The organism is Peribacillus sp. NPDC006672 (assembly GCF_050274955.1).
GTDB lineage: Bacteria > Bacillota > Bacilli > Bacillales > DSM-1321 > Peribacillus.
The window spans coordinates 24,307-50,052 of the sequence record NZ_JBNNOR010000003.1 but is presented as its reverse complement, the minus strand read 5'-3'; the positions used below and the strand labels follow the sequence as shown (position 1 = coordinate 50,052).

General features: G+C 42.5%; 32 protein-coding genes and 1 pseudogene. 7 read left to right on the top strand and 26 right to left on the bottom strand.

All coding sequences use genetic code 11. From position 1 onward, the window contains the following. Positions 1 to 54: 54 nt before the first annotated feature. Positions 55 to 555, top strand: coding sequence for a spore coat protein GerQ (gene gerQ / locus ACQKKK_RS06165; RefSeq protein WP_427614895.1), 501 nt, complete (start codon positions 55 to 57; stop codon positions 553 to 555). 120 nt (positions 556 to 675) lie between these two features. Here gerQ and ACQKKK_RS06160 read toward each other — a convergent pair whose 3' ends face one another. The 3 genes from ACQKKK_RS06160 to ACQKKK_RS06150 form a co-directional block, all read right to left on the bottom strand. Then, positions 676 to 1,044, bottom strand: coding sequence for a DUF423 domain-containing protein (locus ACQKKK_RS06160; protein WP_427614893.1), 369 nt, complete (start codon positions 1,042 to 1,044; stop codon positions 676 to 678). A 26-nt stretch (positions 1,045 to 1,070) separates the two neighbouring features. Continuing rightward, positions 1,071 to 1,334, bottom strand: coding sequence for a YwdI family protein (locus ACQKKK_RS06155; protein ID WP_427614892.1), 264 nt, complete (start codon positions 1,332 to 1,334; stop codon positions 1,071 to 1,073). 270 nt (positions 1,335 to 1,604) lie between these two features. After that, on the bottom strand, positions 1,605 to 2,285 hold the full coding sequence (locus ACQKKK_RS06150; protein ID WP_427614891.1) for a uracil-DNA glycosylase: 681 nt from the start codon (positions 2,283 to 2,285) through the stop codon (positions 1,605 to 1,607). A gap of 152 nt (positions 2,286 to 2,437) precedes the next feature. On the opposite strand from ACQKKK_RS06150, the gene ACQKKK_RS06145 reads away from it, so the two are divergent. Continuing rightward, positions 2,438 to 3,874: a phospholipase D family protein gene (locus ACQKKK_RS06145; protein ID WP_427614889.1), complete on the top strand. Its 1,437-nt coding sequence runs from the start codon at positions 2,438 to 2,440 to the stop codon at positions 3,872 to 3,874. A 138-nt stretch (positions 3,875 to 4,012) separates the two neighbouring features. Then, positions 4,013 to 4,360, top strand: coding sequence for a general stress protein (locus ACQKKK_RS06140; RefSeq protein WP_427614887.1), 348 nt, complete (start codon positions 4,013 to 4,015; stop codon positions 4,358 to 4,360). Positions 4,361 to 4,419: 59 nt separating this feature from the next. Here ACQKKK_RS06140 and ACQKKK_RS06135 read toward each other — a convergent pair whose 3' ends face one another. The 4 genes from ACQKKK_RS06135 to mobA are packed head-to-tail and all read right to left on the bottom strand — an operon-like array spanning position 4,420 to position 6,779. Continuing rightward, positions 4,420 to 5,439, bottom strand: a complete 1,020-nt coding sequence (locus tag ACQKKK_RS06135; protein WP_427614885.1) for a MoeB/ThiF family adenylyltransferase — start codon at positions 5,437 to 5,439, stop codon at positions 4,420 to 4,422. Between the two features lie 24 nt (positions 5,440 to 5,463). After that, positions 5,464 to 5,697, bottom strand: a complete 234-nt coding sequence (gene moaD / locus ACQKKK_RS06130; protein WP_427614884.1) for a molybdopterin converting factor subunit 1 — start codon at positions 5,695 to 5,697, stop codon at positions 5,464 to 5,466. Then, complete coding sequence (locus tag ACQKKK_RS06125) at positions 5,690 to 6,154, bottom strand: molybdenum cofactor biosynthesis protein MoaE (RefSeq protein ID WP_427614882.1); 465 nt, start codon at positions 6,152 to 6,154, stop codon at positions 5,690 to 5,692. The genes moaD and ACQKKK_RS06125 overlap by 8 nt, the downstream gene beginning before the upstream one ends. Next, entirely contained in the window at positions 6,144 to 6,779 is a 636-nt protein-coding gene (mobA, locus tag ACQKKK_RS06120) for a molybdenum cofactor guanylyltransferase (RefSeq protein WP_427614880.1), read from the bottom strand. The genes ACQKKK_RS06125 and mobA overlap by 11 nt, the downstream gene beginning before the upstream one ends. A gap of 327 nt (positions 6,780 to 7,106) precedes the next feature. On the opposite strand from mobA, the gene pdxK reads away from it, so the two are divergent. The 3 genes from pdxK to bshB2 all read left to right on the top strand — a co-directional run bounded on the left by pdxK (position 7,107) and on the right by bshB2 (position 9,167). Continuing rightward, complete coding sequence (gene pdxK, locus ACQKKK_RS06115; RefSeq protein WP_427614878.1) at positions 7,107 to 7,934, top strand: pyridoxine/pyridoxal/pyridoxamine kinase; 828 nt, start codon at positions 7,107 to 7,109, stop codon at positions 7,932 to 7,934. 124 nt (positions 7,935 to 8,058) lie between these two features. Beyond that, complete coding sequence (locus ACQKKK_RS06110) at positions 8,059 to 8,406, top strand: YojF family protein (protein ID WP_427614877.1); 348 nt, start codon at positions 8,059 to 8,061, stop codon at positions 8,404 to 8,406. A 95-nt stretch (positions 8,407 to 8,501) separates the two neighbouring features. Further along, on the top strand, positions 8,502 to 9,167 hold the full coding sequence (gene bshB2, locus ACQKKK_RS06105) for a bacillithiol biosynthesis deacetylase BshB2 (RefSeq protein WP_427614875.1): 666 nt from the start codon (positions 8,502 to 8,504) through the stop codon (positions 9,165 to 9,167). 326 nt (positions 9,168 to 9,493) lie between these two features. Here the strand turns inward: bshB2 and ACQKKK_RS06100 are convergent, their stop codons facing one another. Both ACQKKK_RS06100 and ACQKKK_RS06095 read right to left on the bottom strand, forming a co-directional pair. Further along, a complete protein-coding gene (locus ACQKKK_RS06100) occupies positions 9,494 to 10,699 on the bottom strand; it encodes an MFS transporter (RefSeq protein ID WP_427614874.1) in 1,206 nt (401 codons plus the stop codon). Positions 10,700 to 10,717: 18 nt separating this feature from the next. Next, positions 10,718 to 11,137, bottom strand: a complete 420-nt coding sequence (locus ACQKKK_RS06095; RefSeq protein ID WP_427614872.1) for a MarR family winged helix-turn-helix transcriptional regulator — start codon at positions 11,135 to 11,137, stop codon at positions 10,718 to 10,720. 270 nt (positions 11,138 to 11,407) lie between these two features. On the opposite strand from ACQKKK_RS06095, the gene ACQKKK_RS06090 reads away from it, so the two are divergent. Further along, positions 11,408 to 11,554 (top strand): hypothetical protein, encoded by a 147-nt coding sequence (locus ACQKKK_RS06090; RefSeq protein ID WP_427614870.1) that lies wholly within the window; start codon positions 11,408 to 11,410, stop codon positions 11,552 to 11,554. 172 nt (positions 11,555 to 11,726) lie between these two features. Here the strand turns inward: ACQKKK_RS06090 and ACQKKK_RS06085 are convergent, their stop codons facing one another. The 17 genes and pseudogenes from ACQKKK_RS06085 to ACQKKK_RS06005 all read right to left on the bottom strand — a co-directional run bounded on the left by ACQKKK_RS06085 (position 11,727) and on the right by ACQKKK_RS06005 (position 25,745). Beyond that, positions 11,727 to 11,852, bottom strand: coding sequence for a transcriptional regulator SplA domain-containing protein (locus ACQKKK_RS06085; RefSeq protein ID WP_427615289.1), 126 nt, complete (start codon positions 11,850 to 11,852; stop codon positions 11,727 to 11,729). A 4-nt stretch (positions 11,853 to 11,856) separates the two neighbouring features. Further along, the gene (locus ACQKKK_RS06080; protein ID WP_427614869.1) at positions 11,857 to 12,951 is read right to left on the bottom strand and encodes a PQQ-dependent sugar dehydrogenase; all 1,095 of its coding nucleotides are present in this window, start codon (positions 12,949 to 12,951) and stop codon (positions 11,857 to 11,859) included. A 27-nt stretch (positions 12,952 to 12,978) separates the two neighbouring features. Further along, positions 12,979 to 13,845, bottom strand: a complete 867-nt coding sequence (locus ACQKKK_RS06075; RefSeq protein WP_427614868.1) for a Cof-type HAD-IIB family hydrolase — start codon at positions 13,843 to 13,845, stop codon at positions 12,979 to 12,981. A gap of 168 nt (positions 13,846 to 14,013) precedes the next feature. Beyond that, positions 14,014 to 15,132 carry a PRK06851 family protein gene (locus ACQKKK_RS06070; RefSeq protein ID WP_427614866.1) on the bottom strand — a complete coding sequence of 373 codons (1,119 nt, stop codon included), beginning with the start codon at positions 15,130 to 15,132 and terminating at the stop codon, positions 14,014 to 14,016. 89 nt (positions 15,133 to 15,221) lie between these two features. Next, on the bottom strand, positions 15,222 to 15,698 hold the full coding sequence (gene ybaK, locus ACQKKK_RS06065) for a Cys-tRNA(Pro) deacylase (RefSeq protein WP_427614865.1): 477 nt from the start codon (positions 15,696 to 15,698) through the stop codon (positions 15,222 to 15,224). 98 nt (positions 15,699 to 15,796) lie between these two features. After that, positions 15,797 to 17,341: a gluconokinase gene (gene gntK / locus ACQKKK_RS06060; RefSeq protein WP_427614864.1), complete on the bottom strand. Its 1,545-nt coding sequence runs from the start codon at positions 17,339 to 17,341 to the stop codon at positions 15,797 to 15,799. Positions 17,342 to 17,654: 313 nt separating this feature from the next. Then, positions 17,655 to 17,795 (bottom strand): annotated as a pseudogene (locus ACQKKK_RS06055) (hypothetical protein); the annotation flags it as partial. Between the two features lie 388 nt (positions 17,796 to 18,183). Continuing rightward, positions 18,184 to 18,879: an ATP-binding protein gene (locus tag ACQKKK_RS06050; RefSeq protein ID WP_427614863.1), complete on the bottom strand. Its 696-nt coding sequence runs from the start codon at positions 18,877 to 18,879 to the stop codon at positions 18,184 to 18,186. Beyond that, entirely contained in the window at positions 18,876 to 19,370 is a 495-nt protein-coding gene (locus tag ACQKKK_RS06045; RefSeq protein ID WP_427614861.1) for an ECF transporter S component, read from the bottom strand. Before ACQKKK_RS06045 ends, ACQKKK_RS06050 begins: the two co-directional genes overlap by 4 nt. 2 nt (positions 19,371 to 19,372) lie before the next feature. Next, complete coding sequence (locus ACQKKK_RS06040) at positions 19,373 to 19,957, bottom strand: cob(I)yrinic acid a,c-diamide adenosyltransferase (RefSeq protein ID WP_427614859.1); 585 nt, start codon at positions 19,955 to 19,957, stop codon at positions 19,373 to 19,375. A 14-nt stretch (positions 19,958 to 19,971) separates the two neighbouring features. Further along, complete coding sequence (locus ACQKKK_RS06035) at positions 19,972 to 20,400, bottom strand: bifunctional adenosylcobinamide kinase/adenosylcobinamide-phosphate guanylyltransferase (RefSeq protein WP_427614858.1); 429 nt, start codon at positions 20,398 to 20,400, stop codon at positions 19,972 to 19,974. Continuing rightward, positions 20,352 to 20,969 carry a histidine phosphatase family protein gene (locus ACQKKK_RS06030; protein WP_427614856.1) on the bottom strand — a complete coding sequence of 206 codons (618 nt, stop codon included), beginning with the start codon at positions 20,967 to 20,969 and terminating at the stop codon, positions 20,352 to 20,354. The genes ACQKKK_RS06035 and ACQKKK_RS06030 overlap by 49 nt, the downstream gene beginning before the upstream one ends. Continuing rightward, positions 20,927 to 21,718, bottom strand: a complete 792-nt coding sequence (cobS, locus tag ACQKKK_RS06025) for an adenosylcobinamide-GDP ribazoletransferase (RefSeq protein ID WP_427614854.1) — start codon at positions 21,716 to 21,718, stop codon at positions 20,927 to 20,929. The genes ACQKKK_RS06030 and cobS overlap by 43 nt, the downstream gene beginning before the upstream one ends. Then, positions 21,715 to 22,290, bottom strand: coding sequence for a bifunctional adenosylcobinamide kinase/adenosylcobinamide-phosphate guanylyltransferase (locus tag ACQKKK_RS06020; protein WP_427614852.1), 576 nt, complete (start codon positions 22,288 to 22,290; stop codon positions 21,715 to 21,717). The genes cobS and ACQKKK_RS06020 overlap by 4 nt, the downstream gene beginning before the upstream one ends. Then, positions 22,263 to 23,336: a threonine-phosphate decarboxylase CobD gene (cobD, locus tag ACQKKK_RS06015; RefSeq protein WP_427614850.1), complete on the bottom strand. Its 1,074-nt coding sequence runs from the start codon at positions 23,334 to 23,336 to the stop codon at positions 22,263 to 22,265. Before cobD ends, ACQKKK_RS06020 begins: the two co-directional genes overlap by 28 nt. Then, positions 23,311 to 24,276 carry an adenosylcobinamide-phosphate synthase CbiB gene (gene cbiB / locus ACQKKK_RS06010; RefSeq protein ID WP_427614848.1) on the bottom strand — a complete coding sequence of 322 codons (966 nt, stop codon included), beginning with the start codon at positions 24,274 to 24,276 and terminating at the stop codon, positions 23,311 to 23,313. The genes cobD and cbiB overlap by 26 nt, the downstream gene beginning before the upstream one ends. Continuing rightward, a complete protein-coding gene (locus ACQKKK_RS06005; protein WP_427614847.1) occupies positions 24,273 to 25,745 on the bottom strand; it encodes a heme ABC transporter ATP-binding protein in 1,473 nt (490 codons plus the stop codon). Before ACQKKK_RS06005 ends, cbiB begins: the two co-directional genes overlap by 4 nt. Between the last annotated feature and the right edge of the window lies 1 nt (position 25,746).

Below are 25,746 nucleotides of genomic sequence, written 5' to 3'. Positions count from 1 at the left end.
TCTCGGATTGTCCAAATTCCACAAAATCCAATAAACCTTTTAGGAGGGAATGCAATGTCACAAAATAACCCTTATGGTAATTACCCGTACGGTGGAAGCCCCTATTACCCCTATGAGAATAACGAGCCTGAACTAAGGCAGCAGAATCCTATCCCGCAACAAGGTTACCCGCAGCAAGGATTCCAGCCACAACAGCCTACTATGGCCGGCACGCCACAACAAATGCCCATGCCGATGAATCCAGCCACTTCCGGACCACAGGTACCTGGCATGCTTCCGGTCGAAGCGTCATACATCGAGAACATATTGCGTTTGAATAAAGGGAAATTAGTCACTGTTTATACCACGTTTGAAAACAACAAGGAATGGAATGCAAAGATCTTCAAAGGAATCATCGAGGCTGCAGGGCGCGATCATTTGATCATTAGCGACCCTCAAACAGGAAAACGATACTTAATCCCGATGGTATACTTAGATTTTATAACGTTCGATGAAGAAATCGAATATGAGTATCCATTTGGAGGCGCTGGGCTTGCCACCTATTCGCCAAGGTGAAGAAAATTCAATAAAGAAGAGCCTCAGAATCTATTTGATTCTGAGGCTCTTCTTTATTGGGATGACCTTTTTTCTAAAATGAATCTTAAAAGGCTGACCTAAGAAGGTCAGCTGCCTTCATTATAAGTATTTATATGCAGCAATGACCATTAGGACCCAAGCAACCAAGAATGATACACCGCCAAGTGGAGTGATGGCCCCCAGGACTTTGATTTGCGTAACGCTTAGAACGAATAGGCTTCCGGAAAACAGGATGATTCCTATTAGCATAAGCCAGCCGGACCAGTTGATTAGCGGACTTGAAATCTTCCCAGCCAATAAACCGAGCACTAATAAACCCACCGCATGGAACATTTGATATTGAACAGCCGTTTTCCATATTTCTAAATATTTATCAGGAATCTTCCCTTCTAGTCCATGTGCACCGAATGCACCTAGTGCTACAGCAATAAATGCATTCAATGCACCTAAAATGATGAACAGTTTCACTATTATTTCGCCTTCCCTTCCCTAATTTAAAAATCGAACAAGGACTCCCCATTTGCCTCATCCATTTTAACCGGTTCTACATTCGATGTAGCCGACATAACGGGTTGGGTCAATGTGATTGGGTTAGGGTTTGGAATGCTGGTGTTCCCAGCTTTTTCATCTACCATTACCTCACAAAGGGATTTAATGGCGATTACATACCCTTGCACCTTATCCTCTGAATTTGCCTGTTTCGCTTTCAAAACAAGCTCTTCGATTTTATTTAACATTTGTCTTGATGAAATATCCAACTTTACCACCTCGTCTATATACAGGTCAAAACTTTCATAACTAGCATAGCAAAAATCAGAGAAGAAAACACCTTGCATATTCCCTACTTTTTAATTGGCTTGGATTGAAATTTCAAGCATGGCTGTCCTGAAGAACGAAAGACATCAAGGGAGGGCAGGTTTGATGTTTTGAATTGAAAAGCACGGCAGCCCTTTGGAAAATTGGGATCCCAAGTTATATAGAAATGACTGCACGCCATACAATTCACCCGTTCCGTTTTCTCACCCCAATCATCGCTTCGAGATTTTCCAATCAATTGGGGATTCCCCCATTTCCATCAGCAATTGATTTGTTTTGGAAAAAGGTTTGCTGCCAAAGAAACCTCGGGAGGCCGATAGCGGACTCGGATGAACGGACTTAATGATTTTATGACGGGTTTCATCAATCAAGGGGATTTTAGTTTGGGCAGGTTTCCCCCACAGGATGAATACAATCGGTTCCGGACGGTCATTCAATAGGCGAATAACTTGATTCGTAAAGGTTTCCCATCCTTTTCCGCGGTGTGAGTGAGCCTCTCCCTCACGGACAGTCAAGACGGTATTCAATAGCAGCACTCCCTGTTTTGCCCATTCGACTAGGTAACCATTATTCGGAGCCTCATAGCCTAGATCTGTGTCTAACTCTTTAAAAATATTTCTTAAAGAAGGTGGGATGCGAACCTCCGGCTTAACTGAAAAACTAAGGCCATGCGCTTGACCAGGGCCATGGTAAGGGTCCTGTCCAAGGATGACAACCTTTACATCTTCATAAGAAGTATAGTGAAGCGCATTGAAAATATCATCCTGATCCGGGTGAATGACTTGCTGACTATATTCCTGCTTTATAAATTCCCTTAGCTCCTTGTAATATGTTTTTTTGAATTCCTCTTCCAATAGAGGCCACCAATCATTTGTTAATAACTGATTTTCCATCTGCCACAGCCCCTTTCCACTTTTTGAAACTATATTATATCAAACTTTATCGCCTTACCTTTTTCCATAGATTACGATTTATGTTTCTATATACCCCTAAAATGGGAAAATAGATAGTTAGCAATCAATTTATTCATGTTGGAGGATTCCCTATGAAAAAATGGTACAAAAGAAAACGATTTTATCTGCTTGTCAGCATTTTGATCGTCATTACAGCCGTAATCATCTATAACAGCTGCAAGCCTCTCCCTGATGGCATTTCTTACGAAGGAAAGGTTCATCATGTCGAGGATATTGATTTCATCTATGATCTTTCCTATCACGATGAGCAAGGGAATCTGCAACATGAGCAGCGAATTTTCCAAACCATATATCAAGCCATAGAAGACGCAGATTCTTTTGTCGTAATCGATATGTTTTTGTTTAATGCTTTTTATGATGAAAAGATAAACTTTCCAAAGTTAACCGAGAATCTGAAGGATAAACTGGTTGAACAGAAGAAAAAGACACCTGACCTCCAGGTTATATTCATTACTGATGAAGTGAATACTTCCTATAATGCCTACCAGCTAGAGGCATTGGAAACGATGAAGAAAAATGGCATTGAGGTCATCGTTACCAACTTAGACCGGCTTCGGGATCCGAATCCTCTCTATTCAGGTGTATATCGGACCTTTTTCCAATGGTTCGGTGAAAGCGGGAAAGGATGGATTATGAATCCAATGGCTAAAAGCGCACCAAAGGTCACCTTACGTTCTTATCTAAGACTGATGAACATTAAAGCCAATCACAGAAAAGTGGTCGCTACCGAAAAAACGGCCATCATTTCATCAGCCAATCCTCATGACGCGAGCGGATTCCATTCCAATATTGCGTTTCAGATGGATGGGAATATCATCGGCGACTTTGTTAAAGCAGAAGAAGCTACTTCGAAATTTTCAGGTGGACCAAAGTCATTTCCTGGATTAAAAGGGACATCTGCTGAAGATAAAGGACCAATATCTGTACAATTGCTAACGGAAGGAAAAATTAATAAACATGTCCTTAAGGCAATAAAGGATGCAAAAAAAGGCGACAAGATCCATCTTGCCATGTTCTACATTGCCGATCGCGATGTTGTCGAGGCATTAACCGATGCAGCTAAACGGGGTGTGAAGATTCAAATGATATTGGATCCGAATCAAAACGCTTTCGGCAGTGAGAAAATCGGTCTTCCTAATCTTCCAGTTGCCGCTGAATTCGAAAAACTGGGGGATGCTAACATCTCGATCCGCTGGTACAAAACAGAGAAAGAACAGTTCCATACAAAGTTGATGATGATACAAAAGTCTAATGAAACGATTATTCTTGGAGGATCGGCTAATTATACCTCACGCAATCTGGATGACTACAATCTTGAAGCCAATGTTGAAATTCATGCTCCAAATGATGCGGACGTATCTTATGATGTCGATAACTATTTTCAAAGACTTTGGACAAATCAAAATGGAACATACACGGTAGATTACCGTGAATATCTAAAGAAACTACCTGTCTTCAAATACTTGACCTATCGCATACAAAAGGTGTTCCGCTTCACCACTTACTAAATATATTTCGATATAAAATGTTTATCCATGCCCAAATAAGGTTATATACTACTATAACCATCAAGCAACCACAATAAGCAAGATTCCATTTACCTATATTCAGGTGAATCTTACACTAAAATTCAAGGAGGAGTTTATATGTATCAAGTACATGTAGTAGAAAACGGTTTACAAGCAAAGGAAAAAATCGATGAATTAATTACATCAGGATATACGAAGGACGATGTATATTTGTTTGCCCATGATAAAACCCGTTCTAAGCACCTTACCGAGAATACAAATACAGAAGATGTAGGCATGAAGGAACAAGGCTTCCTTGATACCGTTGGAAATCTCTTTAAATCACGCGGAGACGAACTTCGTAATCGAATGAGCAACCTTGGCCTTAGCGATATGGAAGCAGAACGTTACGAGGAAGTGCTTGACGAAGGTAAAGTCGTCATCGTTGCTTCCAAACAAGATAATAAAGACCGGGTTACACACTAATCCCCGATAACCATTTAAAAAAGCGAGGCACCCTACCGGAGCCTCGCTTTTTATATTCATTATCCCAGGATACTTTGGTATGTGGCCTTTGCATGGACCATATCCTTCGTTCCGTGAATCAACGCCCGGCCATCCTCGAAAATGACAATACGTTCCCCATCTTTTTCACAAGAGAGAAGAAATGGATTGAATTGCACCAAATAACCACTGCCGTTCAGATCTTTGGCTAATTTCCCGAGTTGCAGTTTCAAAGGTCTTGGCGGTCTGACCTGTACAGTATCCCTACCGCAAAGAACCGCAGTTTTTGTTGCGTTTTCCATAGTTAAAAAGGGATATGTCCTCTGATCTCCGCAAGAGAGACAATCTTTCTTTCTCGCTTTTGTTAATTTTACGGTTTGGTATTGATTCCTCCACAGATCAAAAGTAACAAGTGCAGGTCGAACCGATTCCCAATCTTCAACGAGGATTTTCAAAGCTTCGGCAGTTTGGTGTGCCACTACCATCGTTACAGCTGGTGATATGATTCCTCCTGTGTCACAGGTCATTCCTTGAATGGGGATAGCTTTAAGTAAACAGTGCAAACATGGCGTCTGTCCGGGTAGGATGGTCAAAGTCATGCCCACACTCCCCACACATGCACCATAAATCCATGGTATCTGTAACTTTTGGGACAGATCATTAATAATCATCCGTGTCTCAAAATTATCGGTTGCATCCAATATCAAATCAACATCACCAAGCAGCTGTTCAAGGTTCTGGGCGGTAGCGTCCATGATGATGGCATTAACTTCGACTTCATGATTGATATCAAATAAATGGCGCTTTGCCGCTTCTGCTTTTGGCAGTTTCTCCTCGACATCCCGTTCCGTATACATTTGTTGGCGCTGTAAATTACTTGTTTCGACATAATCCCTGTCAACAATGGTAAGCTTCCCTACTCCCGCACGAGTAAGGGCCTCTGCGTTAGCAGATCCCAATGCCCCCGCCCCAAGAAGTAAGACGTGCTTCTTCAAAATTCTCAATTGGCCCCCTTCACCAATAGGGGAAAATAAAGTCTGTCTTGAATATCGCTCTTTCACCGTGAACCCTCCCTTCCGAACGCTTTAGCCTCCACTTACTGGCGGAATGAAAGCCACTGTATCTCCATCAGATAGAATCGTGTCATCGTCAGCAAATTCTTCATTGACCGCTGTCATCACGGTTTCAAGACCCTCCAATTGAAATTCCACCCTCATTTTCCCTTTAAGCTCGACCACACTCATACCATTTCCTTCTATAGAAAGAGTCTCTTTGCCTAACTCATCTTTCAATTGGGCAAATAAAAGTACATTAATCATTGATATCCACCTCTTCCGGTTTCCCTTTTGGATATGGAACGGTTTCCAACTGATTTCCGACCCATGTCTCCCCATCTTCCCAATGTTCCTTTTTCCATATAGGGACAATTTCTTTTATTCTTTCAATCGCATACCTGTTTGCCTCATATGCATCATTTCGATGTGGCGTACTAACAGCAATAACGACTGCGATATCCGTGATTTCAAGTTTTCCCACACGATGGGTAATTGCCGTTTCTGCATCAGGCCAGCGATCCTTGATTTCAGATCCAATTTGCTCCAATTTCTTGATGGCCATCGGTTCATACGCTTCGTAAATTAAGAAAAGAGTCTTTTTTCCTTTCGTCATTTCCCTCACTGTACCAATAAAGGTCGTGACGGCACCTGCATTCCGCTCTACTACTTTATCAATCACTTCCTGGATGACAATCGGCTCTTTTGAAATTTTATAATTCATGTCTACCATCCTTTATATATAATTCAGTTTGATCAATATACCCTGCCTCTTTATAATCTTCCCTCGTATTCATATTGAAGAAAAGGTGTTGAAGACGTTCAGGATTCTCGTGGTATAACTTAAATTCGGTTTCCTTCATGATTTTCACCGAAATTTTTTCCAAAAATTGACCCATTTTTAACTCACGTTTTAATAAGCACTCCGTCAGTACAGGAAGACACCTTTTATGATAAACAGCAAAAAGCGGCTGTATCTTTCCATTTATTTCCGGAATAACAGCATCGAATTCAGGTTCATAATAGGAAATGATATCATTTATGGCATCTGCATTCACAAAGGGCATATCACAGGCCGTAAGGAATTGAAGCTCCGTTTTCGCAGAGGTCATCCCTGCATGCAATCCGCCAAGAGGTCCTTGATCTTTATGTAAATCCGATATTAACGGAAGCTGCAGAAAACGATAATCTTCAAAAGTATTGGTAATGACCAGAATGTTTTCTGACACCTTTTTCAATTCGGATGCCACTCTTGAAATGTTCACAACGCCACCTATGGTCAACAGAGCTTTATTCACTCCCATACGACTTGATTTCCCACCAGCTAAAAGTAACATAGTCCATTCCAAACGAATCACTTCCCTATTTTGGGTTTAATCCCGAATCCAACGGTAAAGCTATAATAAATTCATCCCCTAATGAAGCGTCCCTATATTTAATTATTTTAAATCAACTTTGAAAATAATGACACTTTCATATATTTGCTTATATATCAAAAGTTTGGCAAAGTATATTTCCAAGGGGCAGACGGGTCCTTTCCATTTCCTTATTAAAGGTGCTCATATTAGGGTGACAACTAAGTTTTACATAAAAGAAATTTTGGTATATTCTAAAAACAGGATATTACCTGGTATGCTGATAATATCGATATCTAATTCTCCTGAGGAGGTCACATAATGACTATGAAAAGAGCTATGACAGTTGCTGGATCGGATTCGAGCGGCGGAGCTGGTCTTCAAGCAGATTTAAAGACATTTCAAGAATTCGGTGTTTACGGTATGTCCGCTTTAACGACAATCGTGACGATGGATCCTAAGAATGGGTGGTCCCATAATGTATTCCCTACACCGGTCGAGGTTTTGGAAGCCCAAATCGAAACGATTTTATCAATCGGCATTGATGCCATGAAAACAGGAATGCTTGGATCAGTGGAAATCATTGAACTTGTTGCCCGTAAAATAGACGAGTTGAAACTGGACAAAGTCGTAATCGATCCAGTTATGGTATGTAAAGGTGAAGATGAAGTGCTGCACCCTGAAACAGCTGTAGCTTTGCGAGAACTTCTTGTTCCACGTGCAACTGTAGTTACGCCAAACCTGTTCGAGGCTGCTCAGTTAGCTGGGACAGCATCTATCAAAACGATCGATGATATGAAGGGTGCAGCTGAAAAGATTCATGCACTTGGTGCAAAATATGTCTTGATCAAAGGCGGAAATAAGCTGGCGAATGACAAAGCCATCGACCTTCTATATGATGGAAAAGAATTTGAGATCCTTGAATCCGAGAAAATCGAAACAACCAACACACATGGTGCCGGCTGTTCATCTTCAGCAGCTATTGCAGCTCAATTGGCTGAAGGGAAAAGTCCGCGTGAGGCTATCCACATTTCGAAAGACTTCATTACCGAAGCGGTTCGCCATTCTTGGAAGATGAATGACTATGTAGGACCTGTCAATCATGGTGCATACCATAAATATGGAATTGCTGAAAACACGCAAAAATAAAACATCAAGTTTAGTGGCCGCTCAAATTCATCGAGCGGCCTTTTTCGCTTTTTTTGTTTTTATTTAGTAAACTAGAAAGAAGGAAAAGCTTATCTAGCCGCCCAGTTAAGGAGGAAATTATAGAATGAAACCTATAGACCGTACAGAGGTGCAAATTGCTATTGATACTTTCGCCGGACAAGATGTATATCTTCACCTTGAAACGACAAATGGTGCCTATGCCACTCATGTAGATGAAGCTTTCTTTTCAGCAGGTGCTTATATTCGTAATGCTTTAATACAGTATGAACACGGGAAGATAGTTGGGGATGGACCCTTCCGCATCGGCTTAAAGCTCAATATTGGCTGGGTATATGCAGAAGGCGTTAACCACTTCGAAATGGATGAACAAGGTAGGTTGCTGTTGGCAGGCCTGGATTTTTCCGGAAAGCTTGCTGTCTCCATGCAGCTCAGTCCTACTCCCTTTGAATGATTGCAACTTGCTTGATATGTAATATAATTCCGATGAAAACTCCCATTCACCGATAACCATACTCACTGTAAGTAGAACGGAAGGAGAAATATACCTTGGAAAAAGAACGTCATGTATTAGTTATTTTCCCACATCCCGATGATGAAGCCTTCTCGGTCTCTGGAACGCTTGCCCTTCATAGAGAAAAGGGCACTCCTGTCACCTATTTATGCTTAACTTTAGGAGAAATGGGACGTAATTTAGGAAATCCTCCATTTGCAACAAGAGAATCGCTCCCTAAAGTTCGTAAAAAGGAATTAATCGATGCAGCAAATGCGATTGGAATCCAAGATTTGCGCATGCTTGGTTTGCGTGATAAGACAATCGAATTCGAAGATGATGAAAAGCTGACTTCATTATTTACCGATGCCATCAATGAATTGAATCCTTCATTGATCATTACGTTTTACCCAGGATACAGTGTCCATCCAGACCACGAAGCAACAGCACGGGCCGTTGTTCGGGCAGTGGAAAAAATCGAAGAAAAAGAAAGACCTAAACTTCATTGTGTCGCGTTCTCCAATAACTGCATCGACGAGTTAGGACAGCCCGACATCATCCATGATATAACTGCCGTAGAAGAAAAAAAGGTAGCTGCATTCACTGCCCATCGTTCTCAAACACAGGCAATGGTGATCGATTGGAAAGAGAAATTCGAAAATCAGGATGCTGATTTTCTTGACTGGATCCGCAAAGAACGATTATGGACCTATAAATTTTAAAGAAACCGCCAATAAAGGCGGTTTCTCAGAGTGTAACCCCTTTTCCCAAAGAATCGTTGGAGAAAAAGGGGGTTTTTTATCTTTTAATTAATATTTAGTTGTGACTATGAAAGAAGGACACAACATATTATTGCTAAACTTTTTATAAAAAACAGCTGTCGACTTTGTCGACAGCCTGAGAAACCGCCAATAAAGGCGTTTTCTTTGTTTATGGCATAAAAAAAGCGCCTGCGGATTACAGGCGGTGAAAAGGGGGATACTTTGGAAAACCAATCATTATATAAGCATCCCCCAAATTCTCCATTTTATACAGGCTTATAAAAAAATTAAGCAGACAAACGTTCCTCATGATGCATGTTCTTTCTTGCTGAGGCTTTTTTTCCATGTGCCAAATAATAAATCCCGATAAGGGCGAATGCAAAGATTGACATTCCCATGAATAACCCTTTAAACCCGGTAAGTGGAATAAGGAAGCCCAATAGGAATGGGCCAACACCAATACCAAAATCATACATTGTAAAAAACGTGGATGTGGCTAATCCCATCCGATTTGATGGGGATTCCTTGATAGAAATCGCTTGACAGCTTGATTGGAACGTACCATATCCCACTCCGATAAAGGCACCGGCAATCAGAAGCGTGATACCATGATGGGATTGACTGAGGATGACCATACCAATGGCAAATAGGAAGAGCGATGGGTAAATGACTGCATTCTCCCCCTTCACATCGAACATTCGTCCTGTAAACGGGCGGGACGCCAAAAGGAATACAGCAAATACGACAAAGAAAAAGCTCGCCGCATCCATTAAATCCATTTCCTTTGCAAAAGATGTTAAATAGGACAAGATGCTCGAATAGGCAAATCCGGCAAATCCGATAAAAACGGAAATGGGCAGGGCCCTTTTTTCAAAGTAATCACTGATTTTAAATCCCTTTTGTGGTAAAGCCCCGCCTTTTTCCCCTTCAGGTACATTCATGAATAACGATGCGACTAAAGAAAATGCGGCAAATAAAGCGGCTGCATAGAAAATGATGGAATAACTAAAATGCTGTGTGATCAGCAATCCAATAAACGGACCAAAGGCCATTGCCAAGTTTGTACTCATGGCAAAGTAACCTGTACCTTCCCCGCGTCTTTCATTCGGAATGATATCTGCAGCAATCGTTCCCGTTGCCGTAGTGGCAAGGCCAAAAGCAAAACCGTGAATAAGACGATCGATCAATAAGAGGGGTAAACTATTCACCAGGAAATAGCCAATGGATGCGATCAGGAATAGAATCAAAGATCCTAGCAACATTTTTCTGCGGCCGATCTTGTCAATTTTTTTCCCTGCAATCGGTCTGACAAGCACTGCCCCGAGGACAAAGATACTTGAGGCAAGTCCTGCTTGTGCTTGCGACGCATGAAAATTATCTATCGTATAAATGGTCAATGTCACCATCAGGACATAAAAAGTTAAAAATAGAAAAAAGTTCGCAGACGAGACAATCAGAAAGTCTTTCGTCCACAATTTCGGTTTGTGATTCATTTCAATCCTTCTTCCTTACTATTGTTTTAATTTTTCCTTCAGGAAAATCAAAGTCCTTAACGTTGTCTCTCGATCCTCTTCAGCCAAACCACTCATTAATTGAAGTTCAAATTCTTCAACCACTTTTTTAGCCTCTTGAAAAGTCCTTACACCTGATTCCGTTAACTGTATTCTCCGTTCCCGCTTATCTTTTCCAGGGATTTGTTCAATCAAATCACGTTCTTCCAAACGGTTTACCGTCCGGGTTACCGTCGGCTTCTCCACATCTAGATATGTGCTTATTTCAACAAGCGTAGAACAGCCATACTGATTCAGATAATAGACAATCAGCCACTGGGAATGAAAAAGATCAACCTTAGCCAATTGTTCATTTAACTTTTTGGTAAATGACCTTGAAAATTGTAAGTTATGATGAAAAAAACCATTATGAAAGGACAAAGGGATTCCTCCTACTAAGTAGTTACCTAGGTAACTATACACTGATTCTTTAGAAATGTCTAGCCTTCGGATGAAGAAAAACAATTGTATGCAACCTGTTTCTACTTTATCTCCATTGCTCTGACACAATAAAAAAATGCGCTATTCAGGAGTTTTGACGTTACTCTTGAATTTGGAACGTTTACTCGTGAATTTTACCGTTTTACTCGTGAAATTACCGCTACACACATGAGTTTGCGCTGTTTACTCGTGAATTTGGAGCGTTTACTCGTGAGTTTCGCACGTTTACTCGTAAGTTTTACCGTTTTACTCGTGAATTTCGCACATTTACTCGTGAGTTTCGCACGTTTACTCGTGAATTACCGCTACACTCATGATTTCGCGCTGTTTACTCGTGAATTACCGCTACACTCATGATTTCGCGCTGTTTACTCGTGAATTTGGAGCATTTACTCGTGATTGTGGGAGAAAGGGGCTCTTTATGGGTCAAATCGAGGGGCCATGCTAAGTTATTGTCAATGCTTCAAGGCCATCCACAAAAAAGACCCCGCTATTAAAAGCGAGGCTTCCGAAGAGTACAATGTCACTTTCAGGAACGGCGTGACTGCATTGGATCATTGCGACGCTGGGCAATATCATTCGAAACGGTTGGTACATGGGGATTATTATGAATCATAAACACCTCGTCTCCGACTTGTACCTCAAGTGCATTGATAACTTCAGGGCATATTTCCTTTTAACCGAGATAGTGGCACACGATAAAGCTTATCATCCTTTTCATCAGGATTTCCTCGGCCATCCGTATTGTTGCTTATGAAATAAAGGGATTCTCCATCTACGAATACATCACGTATCCGCCCGAAACCCGTAATGATATCAGTCAGCTTTCCGCTCTGTACATCATAACTTTTAAGCGATTCGCCCCTTAGGGCAGCAAAATAAAGCTTTCCGTCAAAATAGACCATTCCAGAAGGGGCCCATGTTTTCTCACCGGAATGAATCAATGGATTTACCATATCAGGTTTTTGCTCATCGCCCTCTATTTCTGGCCAGCCATAGTTCTTACCTGGATCTATCTTATTTAATTCATCGTGAGCAGAATCCCCGTGCTCACTTTCATACAACTGTCCGGATTCATCCCACGCCAGACCTTGTGGATTGCGGTGACCGTATGAATAAACGTATGAATTCCCGAAAGGATTATCTTTCGGAATGGTGCCATCCAGATTCATGCGCAAAACCTTCCCGCCTAAGGAATTAATATCCTGTGCAATCTCAGGCTTTCTTGCATCACCTGTTGTTGCATATAGCTTATCATCCGGTCCAATCTTGATCCGGCCACCATGGTGGTATTCCCCGCTTGGTATGCCGTCGATCAAGGTCTCCATCTCCTGCCATTTATCATCAACTTTTTGTAAAATGATGATTCGATTGACGGAATCCCCGCCTTCTTCATACGTATAATAGGCGAAAGCTTGCCCGCTCTTAGAGAAATCGGGAGTTAACAAAAATCCAAGTAATCCCGCTTCCGCTTTTGCAGATAATGGCTTTTTAAGATGGACTTTTTGCCTTGTCACCTTACCCTTGTCCCATTCTATGATGGTTCCTGTCCGCTCTGATACATACATTGTGTCCCTATCCTTCTGAATCGACCATGGGGAATGCAAGTTCGTTACTAGTACATCCGGATTTTCTCCTAAAGCGTCCGTCACTTCTTTATCAGGCTTCGGCTGGGTTTTGCTGTCCTCCTTATTCATGTTACAGCCAGTTAAAGTCAATGTAGCCATAAGGAAAAATAAGAGCCATCTTTTCAAAAGTCATTCCCCTTTCGATTTATGAGTTTAATAGGCTGACTGATTAAGTACCTTTAAAATGGCCTCCGCTACACCGGATTCGTCATTCTTACCTGTTACTTCATCACATAGTTTTTGAATATCGAGCGGGGCATTTCCCATTGCAACAGACAAACCTACCCGTTCAAACATGGATACATCATTATAATTATCCCCAATGGCCATGGTTTCCTGCATCGAGCCGGATTTTTCATTTACATAAGTTTCAAGCGCCGTACCTTTTTGAGCTGTCCCACTCATGATTTCCACATTTCCCCGTCCAGATGAGGTGACTGTAACTTCCTGTCCTTTCAATTTAGAAGCAATTTGATTTAATAAACTTGAATCTTTTGAGAAGCAGAGAATTTTATAATATTCCACATTCGAATGGTGGAATAACTCGGAATAATCGGAAATGGAAGTCACCTGCCCAAGCTGTAAACGCTCCTCTGCAAATTTCCTCATTCTCTCAGGGTCAATCTCCGGATTGGCTGTAACAAATATATCCACTAAAGCGGCTATTGCGTTTTCATAGTCTTTAGAATAGATTCCCTGACTCGTATATATTTCGAAATAAATTCCTTGTTCTTCGAGGAATTCACCTACCATGCTAGCAGTGGCAGCTGACATTGGATTGGAAGCAGCAATCTTTCCATCCTCCCTGAAGAGTGCAGCACCATTTACACAGATGACAGGACAAACGATGCCTGCTTCATCTAAAGCGAACCTTGCTTCCACATAAGATCTGCCAGTAGCAATGATCACTTCCACTCCCTCACTTTGCGCCTTCTGAATTGCGTCTCTATTTTCCTCACTGACCTTTTGCATGTTGTTTAACAATGTTCCGTCCATATCAATTGCAATCGTCTTTATCAATTCGACCGGCTCCTTTTTTTCAATATAATCCCTATTTTAACCGAAAGAGCGTGGATAAACACGTTTTACAAACTCGTCTTGATTCTTGGTGTAACTTCAGTCATTTAAGAAGTCCCATTATGTAAATAAATAAACTGCACCAAATGAAGAAAGGTGCAGTTTGTTTTCTTAATGTAGAATCGTGTGGCTATCCACTTCCTGTGCCCGTTCAATAATCTGTTGGTGGATGTCGCTTTGAATGTCATCGATTGCTGTAAAGTCCATCGCTTTCACATAAATCTTTTCAAGTTCGTCATGCAGCTCTTTTGCTTTAGCCAGACTTGCTGTAGCTTCATTCATTTTCGTCCTGTACCTGGAGGAAACATCCTTTATCTGATCAGCATAAATTTCATCTGTTCCTGGCAAGATGGCCGTTTTATATATATCAATGATTTCATCACCTTCACAACTCGGAAAATATTCATGAGGGGATGTGCTGTCAAAAATGGCAATCCCTACTTCCCGGACGATTACCATATCCAAGCTATTCGGATCAAAACCACAATGATATACTTCCACATCAAAACCTCTTTGCTCCGCAGCCTTTGCAATCTTTTTCAGCATCGTTGATTTACCGGAACCCGGACGCCCCTTTAAAAAGTACCGTTTTTGTACTCCTGCAGTAATATTGGGGATGAAATCAACTGCACCCTTTGGTGTAGCGGCACCTAAAAACCGATGACGAACATCAGCCTTCTTGTTAAGGGCGATATCTCTATAAAAGCCTTCTATCAATTTATTGGTCAACCCATTCAATTTAGCGAAATCAATATTTGCCTTATAAATGTCTTCCCATTCATCATGTATCTTCAATGCTTCAGCGAAAAGGACATATGCCTTCTCAAAACTCTTGCTTCTCGCATTCGTCAATCTTATGATTGCCGCTCTGTCGGAAGCCAGCTGCTGGGAATTCCATGCAGACCCTAGATTGACATATTCCTCAATGGCCCCTGGTGCCTTCGGCTCAATCACATGCGGCGCTGTCCCATCCACGATTCCGACCTTCAAAGCCGGTATGATTACTCCGTCAATGGAATCATTATCGGACGAACAATGTAAAAACTCGATGTCATAATCTTTATCCAGCCATTCTTGGCCGATTTTTTTCATAATGGTCGATTTACCGGAACCAGGCCCGCCTTTTAATATGAATAATCTTTCCAAACCTGCTAAATTGGAATCATATAAACTATAAAAACCTTTAGCCGTATTGCCTCCAGCAAAATAATGCATCACTTTTCCTGTCACTTTTACACTCTCCCTCACAATACAGATGTGATATTCAAGACAGCGTATGCAGAAAAAGCCTATTAGGTGAATGCCTAAAGATAAACAGTCTATTTTATAAGGGCTACAGATTCCGCTTGTGTGACTTCCAGGAACTCTGACGGTTTTAAAACTATCTGTGTACCGATCCGCCCTCCGCTTACGATGATTTCAGGCAGGTTGGTTGCACTTTCATCGATGAAGGTGGGGTATTGCTTTTTCATTCCGATCGGTGAACAGCCTCCCCGAATGTAACCTGTATATTTTTGCAGGTCTTTAACCGCGAGCATTTCAATTTTTTTTGCACCTGCCGCCTTCGCTGCTTTTTTTAAATCCAGTTCGGTGGCTACAGGAATGACGAATACATAAAGCTGCTGCGGTCCGCTATGGGTAACAAGTGTTTTAAAAACGGTCTCTGGAGCTTTTCCAATTTTGTCCGCAACAGTGATCCCGTCAATTTTTCCGTCATTGGCATCATAACTCATCATGCCATACTCCATACATTTGTTATCAAGAATTCGCATTGCATTCGTTTTACTGGCTCCCATATTAAAATTCTCCTTATCGTTTTCTTCCATCTTACCATTTTTAAATACCAGGCAAAAAGAAAAGCACAGTGCTTATACACCTGTGCTTTCCCTTAAATTCATTCTAAATGACGCCTTTGGAAGTCAGCAATCCGCTTGTAGTCGCCTTCCAATTGCCTGCTCACAGATAAATAAATCGACATTAATTCTTCATACACTTTAACGTTCTCTTCGATTGGGACAAGTTCATTCGTTTCACCGATCATACCCTCTACCTCATCGAGGCTTTCGATTTCCCCTAAAGCGTATAATCCAAGTACGGCGGCACCTAAGCTAGAACTCTCAAAGCTTTCAGGAATTGTCACATTCTGATTGAATATATCAGCCATGATTTGACGCCAGAGCTTTGAGCGGACAAATCCACCGCTTGCATGAATTTTCTTGGGAGCACCAGTCAGTTCCTTTACAGCAAGAAGGACACTGTACAAGTTATACATCACACCCTCCAACACTGCCCGGACCATATGATCACGAGTGTGATGAAGCGCAAGTCCAAAGAAGGAGCCCCTAGCATCGGCGCTCCATAATGGCGCCCGTTCCCCAGCCATATACGGGTGGAATATTAGCCCATCGGATCCAGGTGCGATATTGGAAGCCATATCCGTCAGTATCTCATAGGAATCCTGGCCCAAAGCCTTCGCTTTTTCAATTTCCACACGGCCTAATTGATCGCGTGCCCATCGGAAGGTGATTCCCCCATTGTTGACCGGTCCGCCGATTATCCAATGATTCTCAGTAAGGGCATAGCAGAATGTCCTGCCTTTCGGATCAGTAATCGGTCGGTCACTGACGGTTCTTACCGCACCGCTCGTTCCGATTGTCACGGCCAGAACTCCTGGCTTGATGGCGTTTTGCCCTAAGTTGGCAAGCACACCATCACTCGCGCCAATCACAAACGGGGTACCTGGCCGAATGTTCATTTTTGCAGCTAATTCCTCACTTAAACCTGAGAGGGTATGCGTTGTAGGGACAAGCGTTGGCAGCTTGTCAGCCCCAATACCGGCAATGGTAAGTGCCTCTTCATCCCACTTCAAGTCATTCAAGTTGAACATGCCCGTTGCAGATGCAAGCGAATAATCCATCACATACTCATTGAAAAATTTATAGATGATGTACTCTTTAATCCCTATGAATTTGTCCGTTTCGTTAAAAACCCCAGAATGCTCATTTCTTAACCACATTACTTTCGTGATTGGGGACATTGGGTGAATGGGTGTTCCCGTCCTGTGATACAATTGCATCCCCTGTTCCGAAGCCTTCAATTTCTCCGCATAAGAAACACTTCGATTATCTGCCCAAGTAATGCTATTCGTTAGCGGATTACCATCTTTCCCCATGGCGATCAAGCTATGCATTGCCGAACTGAACGATATGAACCCCAGTTCTTCCTTTTCTATACCACTTGCAATCATGACCTCGCCTATAGCAATGATGACCGCTTTATAAATTTCTTCGGGATCTTGTTCCGCAACGGAAGGAGTTGGACTGTGAAGAGGGTATCCCTTCGAACAAGATTGGACAACTTCCCCCCTTTTTGAAAAAAGAACAACCTTCGTACTCGTCGTACCAATATCGATTCCCATCATATAACCTGAATGTTTCATACTTACATCATGCTCCTTTCTCTTAAACAATTGAATTCAATAGTAAGATTAGGATAAGTGAAACGACTGATATATTCGTTTCCATAACCGTCTAAGATTTTACCGTTTGTGCGACTGTTAAATTAAAAAACTCTTCGATCATCTCAAATCCTGCATCGTTCAAGTGGGATGGAATTGATTAACTCAAACCGTTAGCAAGGACCAGCAATTTAAAGATATGATCGGCAGGCACTACCTGCCGCAGTTGTCATCACGACAGTTGCTGAACCTGTGGCCTCTTGAATCATAGCTACCAAACAGAATCAGTGAAATATCAAAGGAAGCCGCTTAACTTCAATGGCTTCACGACTCCACTCATGATCAATACATTTTCAAATGCATCGCCAGCTCCAATAATCAAAATACTGGACGCGGTTGGAGCGAGACAGGCGGACATAAATTGGTTTAGTTCTCCTTTATTAAAACCTGGTGTAACCTAATGTAAAGAATGAAGCCGACACAGAGACCATGAGGGGGATGCCGAAACCCGGTAGCCTCTTAGGTCATGTACATCTTTTAGATATGTAGGAACTAAAAAACGGAAATCATCGCTTCCAATCAGCACCTTCCCGACTCAGCCATCATTTAAGCATCGTACTTAAACCGACAGTAAGAGCTATCAAGCCGGGAGTATTACTGCCCCTGTCTGAACAGCATCTGCAACATCCGGAACATCCATACCTGCGATAATCCTTAAAATGACGGAAGCAAGCAGGAACCATTAAATTATGACCTAAATGAAAAAAGCATCGACCCAGTTCATTGTGAACTGGAACCCGATACCTGATTCATTCATGAAATGATCATTCTCCAATAAAAAGAGGACCGGATCGGAGCTTGATTTCTTCCTCCAGATGTTCAGGATACGCAATGAGGAAGCAGGTAGATGGTCCAGACGATTTTTCGATATCGACTTTATTACTTATATGGATAGAAACACCTTCACCACTTGGGTCCAGATGCTTCCACTCATACGCTATCCCTTTTGAACCGACTGGAAGTGCCTGAACTTCTTCCATTTCACATAGGCTTTTATATAAAGATAATGGGGCGACCCAATCTTGTTGATCCATAACTTCTTCTCCAACGAGCGGCCTGCCGATCAGAGCGATTTTCCGTAAAGGATGTTGCTTTTTAACACGTTCATTCCTTCGTTTACCAATCACCATAAGACCAATTGCTGATTGAAGAAGCGGCATGTTAGTTTCTGTGCTGCCTGTAATGGGAAGCTCCATTCCCAATTCATTCAAGCCCTTCCTGACACCCTTGCTCAAGTCCTCCCAGGCTTCATCACCGCAGAAATTATGTAGGACAACGGATACTGGTCTTCCGCCAACACCCATGCATTCCATGACGGCAACCCGAAAGGAATAATATCCAACGACCTCATAAGGGACATGAATCAGATCTTTTTCCTTCAGACCGATTCCGCCGCTATTATCACTTGAAACAATCAATGAATCTGATTCGGAAAATGGTAAAATCAATGAATCACTCATTCTACGAGTCCAGATTTAAAAATGATTTTTTTCAAAACAGGCTCCAAGCGTGGCAGTAAAACGGCTGCCAATACTACATTTACCGCCGTCACCGCCGTTAATCCCGGAACCAGCAACGTGTAAAAACCCGTGCTGACCAGAAAGGCGAAAGGCAGGGCCAAGATGAAGGAGTTACCGATGAAGAAGAGGAAAAATGCGCCTATTTTTTTCCCGTGTATATATAAAATGCCAAACATCCATACGAGGACTGCCATTTCGACCATGATCAAAAAATGGAATGGCCCAAGTGGCATGCTGCTGAAGAACGCTGAGATGATATGACCAAGCCCCGCTACAATAGCCCCCGATACCGGGCCAAGTATGACAGCCGCCAAAAGGGCCGGAAAACTATCCAAAGCGATGCTGCCGATTAAGGAAGGGATCTTAATCATCGCCCCCACCGCCGATAAGGCAATGAATAAAGCAATTGCACTAATTTTTCTTACGTCCATGTTTACTCTTTTTCCTTTCTTTTCCCTCCACGGAATACATTTGCACTGCGGATATATTCCACATCTTTCACACCAAGGCGGAAATTGATCACACGTGCAACAGCAAAGAAGTAATCCGACAAACGATTTAAATATTGAAGTGATAATGGTGAAACTGCTGCACCCGACTTGATCAATGAAACGACCAATCGTTCCGCCCTTCTTGTAACCGTTCGGGCAATATGAATGGTTGCAGCTGCTTTTGAGCCGCCAGGCAGGATAAACTTTTCCAATTCCGGCGCTTCGAGTATGAAGGCATCTATTCGTTCTTCCAAATAGGTAATGGCCTCATCCGTCAGCTTTTGTGGAGCCTTCTCGGAAACGGTTGCCAAATCACCGCCGCAGTCAAATAACTCATGCTGGATTTTCTCTAGATCGGCCAAAACATCCGAAAATATTGCGGGATCCAATTCAGTCACCGCAAGACCAATATAGCTATTCACTTCATCCACTGTTCCATACGATTCAACACGGATGTCATCCTTGTCAAGCCGACCTCCGATTACGCTTGTTTGTCCCTTATCCCCTGTACGTGTATAGATTTTCATCCCAATTGCCTCCTCTATTTTATTCTCTGGTTAATTCCATACCAAATGATATCAACGCGCCTTGATATGGATGCTACATCTTGAAAGACCCATCCGCAGGCATCGCGCCATTTGCGATCACTTGCTTCCATCGGAACAATTCCTTTGGAAATATCCGATCCGATTACAATGCAGTTGTGAGCATCCTTTTCTTTCTCCCATATTCGCCAGTCAGCCATGATTTCCTTCCACCTTTTTCGAATCGAATCTGAATCCAACTTTTCTGCATCTTGTCGTATCCATGCATCCAACCCCTGCAATACGACTGTATTGCCTTGAAAATCAATCAATTCCGGCTGTTCTTTTCGATAACCGGATAGCCAAAGGACATCACTTTCCAGACCATACAATTGCTTTACCCATTTAGTTTTCCCATTATAGGCGCCGCCTGTAACAAAGTGCATCTTTCTCCCCTCCTTAAGCTGTTCCGGTCTTCCCATATCAGCTCATATCCCCTGCCATGGGAAATCCCCCAATCAAAAAAAGACTTTTCCATCGGGGCATAGCGAACCAATAAATCACGGATTACCCCTCCATGGGTCATAAGGACATATTGGCTTTCCTCACAGTCAATCAATTGGTTCCAGCCATTATTAACACGTTCGGAAAATACCGGATAACATTCACCCCCAGGCACCAAAGCCTCCATGGGACGTTCAAGCCAATTAAGATAATCTTCATCTGCCTTCAAATCATCATACGTCCGCCCTTCCCAACTGCCGAAGTTCATTTCACGGAACGAAGCGTTTTTGACCGGAACTATATCTGGAAACAACAGTCTTGCAGTTTCCACACAACGAGGTAAATCACTCGTGTAAATTTTTTCATACTGTGGGTAAGAGCCCCTTAAGTCTAGAATTTCCTTTTCTCCTTTGCTGCTTAACGGAGAATCCGTCCAGCCTAAATAGGCCTTTCGCTCATTTGCTTCTGTCAGCCCATGGCGAAGTAGTGTAATAGCCACAATATCAGCCATAACCAAAGCTCAACCCCTTCCACGGATGCCCCCAGTACATCCCCTGTTATCCCACCGAACCAACTGACGATTTTACGTTTTATATAAACCAGGAAAAATACCGCAGCCAGGCACATGATGAAAAATAAGGTGACAAGCCTAAAATCGATGATCCAGGCAATCGCCAGACTTACAAGGAGGTACAGCCAATAAATAGGCAAACTGCTTTTCTTTACTGCACTTTGAAAAAAAGCGCCGAGCCCCTCTTTTTTAGCCAGTGGCATCCGGATGAGTAAATAACCCATCACACATTTGCTTAAGAGTGGCAGGGCAATGACCAAGAAGTATGTCCATTCATTGACCCTTTCAATAATTTCATAAATAAATATAAACCGGGCGGCCAAAAGTACGATGACGGAGATGACACCGAATGCGCCTGTCCTGGAATCCTTCATAATTTCTAGACGCCTCTCTTTATCCTGATAGGAAAAGAAGGCATCACTTGCATCAATCCAGCCATCGAGGTGCAAACCGCCTGTTAATGCCATTGTTAAAAACCAAATCACAAACGCGATCGAAAGGGATGACAATGGGGTCCACTCTATTAACGCGTATAAAACACCTCCCAGTATCAGACCTAGGAAAAGCCCAACTAAAGGAAAAGTTTGAATGGCACGGTGTATATATTTCTTCTCCATAGGAAGCTGTTTCTTTATTGGGAACACGGTAAAGAACTGCAGGTTAATTAAAAATCCAATCACTCCGTTCATTCCTGCATGCACCCTTTCTTCCGCAATGGGATTCCCGATTCAACTAAATAAGCTTCATTCGCCTGCTCGACGATCGTTTGATGAAGCAGGCCTAATGTTTTTCCGTATATATGGAGGAAATCATTCTGGAAAATCGGTTCCTGCACCAATTCATTGCTCACGACTATTAAACAGCTGGATTGTTTTCTTATCTCATTGATTCCGGTTATTATTTTTGAAAAAACGCTATGTAGAAACTCCTTTTCAAGCGGAATACCCGGACCAAATAGTTCATTATCAAGCAGGGTTGTCAGACAATCGAGCAGGATTATGGAATCTTGATTAATGTCTGCTCCTATTCGTGTAATATCCGTTTCGTATTCGGAAGTCTTCCAGGTAATTGGGCTGCTTTCTCTATCTTTCTGGTGCCTAAGGATGCGTTCACCCATTTCAACATCACTGACACGGCCGCAAGCGAGGTAATGCAAGTTCCCATCCATTTGAAGAGCATATTCCAGGGCTTTTCTTTCCGCGAAGCTGCTTTTTCCGGACCGGACACCCCCGGTTATAAAACAGAGCCTTGCTTTCTCCACTGTCTTACCCCCTTCATCAGCGCTTCGTTATCACGTTCACTCTTCACTGCAAACCGAAGCCACTTTCCATCCAGCCCCGGGAAATTATAGGTATGGCGCGGTACGATTCCTTCTTTTAGCAAAAAGGGGAAAAGGGATAAGGATTCATCTTTCACTAAATAAAAATTAACTGCGCTATTAGAGACAACCAACCCTTGCTCCTCATAAAACCGGAATAGTTTCTGCTTTTGCAATTGAATATAGTCTCTTGTTTTTCTCATATATGCTTCTTCAGCAAGACAGATTTTCCCTACTTCCAATGCCACATGGTTGACGCTCCAATGCGGTTTATAAGATCTTACACTAGTTATGATGTCAGGTGCCGCAAGCAAATAGCCTAATCTTAAACCTGGAATTGCAAAGATTTTAGTCATTGATCTTAAAATGAGTAAATGTGGAAATTCATTAATTAAAGAAGCATAAGTAAAGGCATCTTCCGTAAAATCATAAAAAGCCTCATCCATGACAACCAGACAATCCGCTTTTTGGCATTCCATGATCAATTCTCTAACTGCACCCCGCTTAAATGAAACACCCGTCGGATTATTAGGCGTACATAAGAAAATTGCATCATATTCGGATAATCTTGGAATCAATCGATCCAAGTCCAGTTTCCACTCAGGTGCATGAAGCTGATGAAAATCGACCTCACATCCTGCTGCCGAACAAGCTTCTGCATATTCCGCAAATGCCGGCTGAATGATTAACACCCTTTGATTGGCTAACCTGTTCGCTACCAACATGATTATTTCTGCACCACCATTACCCACCAAAACGGATTGCTCAGGAAGCGCTTCTTTTTTTGCAATTGATTTTGTCAGTTCAATGGCATGCGGATCTGGGTAATGTAAGATTCCTTCGAAAAATTCAGGCCACTGTTCCTTTATACGTAAAGGCGGACCCAATGGGTTGATGTTAGCACTGAAATCAAGAATCGATTCAGGCATTTCGATTTTCAGCGCTTCGTAAAGATAATGAGGATTAGAGCCATGAGAAGGTAATGTCAAGAATAAGTCCCCCTAGCCATAGCATCAGTAGAAATAGAAAAGATGACCGATGCATGATGGTAATCGTTTTTGGTATATGTTTTGCTTCTAATCGAACAAGCGGAACGCCCATCCTCGCACGGTCGGAAACAATTCCTTTGTACATATTCCGGCCGCCTAGCTGTATTCCCAAAATGGCAGCAACGCCTGCTTCACACCACCCGCTATTCGGACTTGGATGTTTTTTTGCATCATTGAATAGTATCTTCCATTTAGCACCAAATTCATGAAAGCCGGATTTTGAGCTCAGCAGCATCAGGAACCCAGTGAGGCGGCTGGGGATCCAGTTCACGATATCATCGAGCTTAGCTGAAGCCCAGCCAAATTGCCCATATTTATCATTTTTGTACCCAACCATTGAATCGCAGGTATTAATTGCCCTGTACACCATCGCGAGCGGCGCACCGCCAACAGCTGCCCAAAACATTGGGGCGGTAACACCATCACTGGTATTTTCTGCTACGGTTTCTACTGTTCCCCGGACGATTTCGGATTCATCAAGATCAGCCGTATCACGGCCCACGATATAGGAAAGCTTTAGCCTCGCTTCGGGATAATCCCGTTCATTCAGCGGTTGGCACACATCCATTCCAGCTTGCTTTAAGCCCTTCTGTGCTATCGTAGTGGAAATGACAACAGCTTCCCATAGGATACCTGCAAGCGGATGGATACGATATGCTAAGTAGACGGTTAGACCTGTAATCAATATCACCATCGCTAAGACGATGATCAACATGAAGAGTCCATTCCGTTTCTTATATGCCCCTCTATTGAATGCCTGATCCAACTTGCTTATCATCGTTCCTATCCATTTAACTGGATGCGGCCAATTTGGCGGATCACCAATTAATAGATCAAGGAAAAACGCCAACGTAACTGCAATAAGATGATGGTAAATCATAGATCCTCAATCCGTTTCCGATTTTTCTTTAATGCTTCTACTGTACAATCATATACACCGCGACTGATCAGCTTCCCTAACGGAGTAATGGTGCCTGCATATTGAAGCTCCTTCCCTCTTTGGGACGCTGCAATCAAAATACTGTCGGTCGATGTTCCTGTTGCACATGTATTCGTTACCTTATCCAAGACATGTGAATCATGAAGCGCTTTTACTTTTGCCTCGGTTGCAGTAACTATGCTGTGTATGAAAGCCTCTTCCGCCAAATGTCCATTTATGAATATCCATGTATTTAAGGTTCCTGGGGCGGCACTCCAAGAATGTCGGTCAGCTAAAGAAGCGTCGATGGCATTCCCTACACCAGCCGTCACGATGATAAAAACCGAGAAATCTTCAGCTCTCATTAACTTAAAGGCAACCGTATCGAGAAAGACGGCTGTCATCATCCCCACCGTTTCTTGTGGTTCAAATCCATGAGTTTTTAAATAGCCGGCCATTTCAACATGATGATCCTCGCAGTTATAATCATGGTGGACATGCCTATTCACGAAATATTTATGCCAGCCCGTACCCGAACCGGTCACTCCAGAAGACATCGTTCTAAGCGGAATCGGAGAATTCAATTGAATCATCTCAGGTCCCACTGTCAGATATGATTCGTCAATTTCCAATGGGATAGTGTCATTGCCATGCTTCTCCGGAACGATGAACATTTGAGGTTTCGGAAGTGCGGGATGTGGATGTTTTTCGATCGTCGTATGATATACACCTTGAATCCGTTCCTGTTGGAGCACTCCATTCGGCACATCAACAACCTGAATTTGCCCTTTTTCAAGCAACATAAGCCGATCACAATATAATCCAGCCAAATTCAAATCATGAAAAATTGAAATAACGGTTAACTCCTGTTCTTTTGCCATTTTTCTCATAAGATCAAGAAGGTCCTTTTGATAGGAAAGATCCAAGTGGTTCGTAGGTTCATCCAAAAAAAGAATTTCCGGTTCTTGGGCAAGTGCCTGTGCCAGCAAGACCCGTTGTCTCTCCCCTCCTGATAATCGTTCAAAATGAAGATCCTGGAAATCCGCTACTCCCGTTTGTTCCATAACCCGTTGGACGATCGTTTCATCTTCTGCGGACCAACTATGGAACCAGCCTGTTTGATGGGCATATCTCCCAAGTGAGACCGTCTCTTTTACTGTATAGGAGAAAGCTAATGAGGAATGTTGAGGGAGCACGGCAATGACCTGTGCAAGTTGTTTTGATGAATATTCCTTCAAATCCCTACCTCTTATCCGTACGCTTCCGCCCTTATAATCAAGCACGCCGCTAAGCATACTTAAAAGCGTCGTTTTTCCGCTGCCATTAGGACCAAGGATACCGAATAATTCCCCTTTATGTACATCAAAAGAGACAGAGTCCAAAACAGTTTTGTTGTCATATCCACCTGTTAACCCTTTTACTTCAAGCATC